The sequence below is a fragment of the Psychrobacillus sp. genome (assembly GCF_056205495.1).
On the sequence record NZ_JBAEAP010000184.1, the window covers coordinates 1 to 2,464 of the forward strand.

Annotated in this window: 4 protein-coding genes and 1 riboswitch; of the genes, 3 read left to right on the plus strand and 1 reads right to left on the minus strand. The window is 37.2% G+C overall.

Going from position 1 to position 2,464, the window contains the following annotated elements; genetic code table 11:
• The 3 genes from AC06OU_RS05500 to AC06OU_RS05510 all read left to right on the plus strand — a co-directional run.
• Positions 1-585, plus strand: a 585-nt coding sequence (locus AC06OU_RS05500; protein WP_475854487.1) for an aminoglycoside adenylyltransferase domain-containing protein, incomplete at its 5' end; no start/stop codon positions are given.
• A gap of 2 nt (positions 586-587) precedes the next feature.
• Positions 588-1,094: an N-acetyltransferase family protein gene (locus tag AC06OU_RS05505; RefSeq protein ID WP_475854490.1), complete on the plus strand. Its 507-nt coding sequence runs from the start codon at positions 588-590 to the stop codon at positions 1,092-1,094.
• A 12-nt stretch (positions 1,095-1,106) separates the two neighbouring features.
• The gene (locus AC06OU_RS05510; protein WP_475854491.1) at positions 1,107-1,505 is read left to right on the plus strand and encodes a spore germination protein GerW family protein; all 399 of its coding nucleotides are present in this window, start codon (positions 1,107-1,109) and stop codon (positions 1,503-1,505) included.
• Positions 1,506-1,551: 46 nt separating this feature from the next.
• Here the strand turns inward: AC06OU_RS05510 and AC06OU_RS05515 are convergent, their stop codons facing one another.
• Positions 1,552-2,025 carry a VanZ family protein gene (locus AC06OU_RS05515; RefSeq protein WP_475854492.1) on the minus strand — a complete coding sequence of 158 codons (474 nt, stop codon included), beginning with the start codon at positions 2,023-2,025 and terminating at the stop codon, positions 1,552-1,554.
• Between the two features lie 112 nt (positions 2,026-2,137).
• Positions 2,138-2,327, plus strand: a riboswitch (cobalamin riboswitch).
• Positions 2,328-2,464 lie beyond the last annotated feature (137 nt).

Genomic DNA, 2,464 nt, shown 5'->3' on the forward strand with positions numbered 1-2,464 from the left:
CATTTTCAATTGTCTAAAGAGGAATTAGGTTCTCGGATGGACGGTATGTATATCCAAGCAGCTGACCTTAGTAAGGGTAACGAAGCTATGCAACCTTATCCTTTTTGTGCAGATGGCGTTGTTAGAGTTGGGCATTGGGACATTAATCATGTGACTTGGTGGGTGTTAAAGGAGCATGGAATTACATTGCAGGGAACAGATATTCAAGAGTTAAAAGTCTCTACTGAATGGGAGGACGTCTTAGGGACGTTAAAATATAATATTAATCAATATTGGTATGAGAAAACAAAAGAAATACCAGATTCAGTGTCTGATGAAGTGGTGGAGGCTGTTACAGCTACTATTTGCAGAATTCTTTATTCACTCGAATATCAGCAGATCATTTCAAAAAGAGAAGCACTGAGAAAAGGATTAAGTATGCTGCCAAATGTTTGGCATCCTTTAATACAAGAAGGGATGAGAATTCGTACATTAGAGCAATCTCCTTCGCTATTTGCAACAGAAAGCTCACGTGCAGAGGCTTGTCGAGATTTAATATTGTACGCACATGAACTTTGTAATGCACGCTATTTTCAGGAGGTATAGAAATGGAAATTAGAAGATTAATAGGTGATGATGCAGAGGCATATTGGCAGCTAAGGCTTGAGGCACTGCAAAATAACCCCGAAGCATTTGGTACTAGTTATGAAGAAGCTATTCAAAGAGAAAATCCAATTGAACGAGTAAGAAGCAATTTTCAAGTAAATGGGAATTATACGTTCGGTGCATTTGAGGGAGATAAATTAATCGGTATGGTTACTCTTTTACAGGAGAGTGGCTCAAAAATGAAGCATAGGGCAAATATATTTGCGATGTATGTTAGTCCGCACGGGAGAAGAAAAGGTGCCGGTAAGTCCTTAATGGAGCAGGCGATTAAACAGGCAAGAGAAACTAATGAAATTGAAAAGATTAATCTCTCCGTAGTGTCCAGTAATGAGTCTGCTAAAAAGTTATACCTGCAGCTAGGATTTAAAGTATTTGGAACAGAAGAGATGGCCTTAAAGGAAAGAGATGTTTATTACGAGGAACATCATATGACCCTTATATTAAAATAAAGGAGAGATAGTATGGAGGAAAAGATAAGTAAACAAAAGGATAATACCAAGCTGCCTATGATACAAACACCAATACGTTCTATTTTTGAAAAGTTTTCTAGAGAAAAGGATGCTTCTTTAATATATGGGGAACCAATCATTATGGACAATAAACGGATTCTGCCAGTAGCCAAAGTGAACTACTTCGTAGGTGGAGGAGGAGGCGGTGGATTTACAGACGAGCAAAATGCTAGTGGTCAAGGAGAAGGAGAAGGAGCAGGTGGTGTATTTTCGATTAAACCAGTTGGAGTTTATGAAATCACCGAGGAAAATGTAAAATTCAAGCCTATACTTCCGATTAATCAATTACTTACTGTGTTCTCCATTATCACCTTAGGTCTTGCCTTCCTATTAAAGAAAAATCGAAAATAAGTTCTTTAAATAGCTTAATAGAAAAACGAAACGCTACCTTTTAAATTTAGTGGGTAGCGTTTTTTCTATTCTTTAACCATTGAATAAGCGTTAGCAATAGCAAGGCAAAAATTGCTCCACTTGTATCTAATAGAACATCCTGAAAGAGTGCAGATCGTCCACTCGTAAAGGATTGATGAAATTCATCTGCTGCCCCCAAAAGAAAGGTAATCAGTATTGCCAACAGCTTTCGATTTCTTATTTTCGGTAAAGCAATATAAATGGCTAATCCAATCAAACCAAAATAAAAAAAGTGCGTTCCTTTTCTGATTAAAAATTCAACAAATGCATAGTAGCCACGTTCCTCGACAGAGACATAAAATCCCCAATATGGAATATGAAATAAAGACAAAAAGGATTCCAATGGCTTGTTGGGAAGCCAGTTTTTAAGCACAGTCTCTAAAGACTGCTGTTCGGAAGTTTGACCCGAAGCAATAAATACAAAGAGAATTAAAAGTAATAGTGGGATATATTTTTTCATATAAAAACAGTAGCATAAACTGAACAAGAAACAAACTAATTACAAGTTTTAACACTAGATAACCATTTCTATCCCAAAATGATACGCTATGGTACACTTACGATAAGTGAATAATTTATTGCAGGGAAAAGGTGCTGACTTGTCAGCTTAATTGGGAATTCGGTGAAAAACCGAAGCTGTTTCCGCAACTGTAAATGCAGATGAAATAAGAAAAATACCACTGTTGACCAAACGTCGATGGGAAGGTTCTTAGAGTAAAATGATGCATGAGCCAGGAGACCAGCCTTTTCTTGAACGTATAAATACTCTTCGGAAGTTAAGGGGTTGTACGGCACGTGTCTATTTTTTCGATTGAATTTATAAAACGATAAATAGTATTGCGCCGCCCTTTTTGGGGTGGCGTTTTTTGTGCTGTAAGAGGTCGAGTATTGTATTGCAT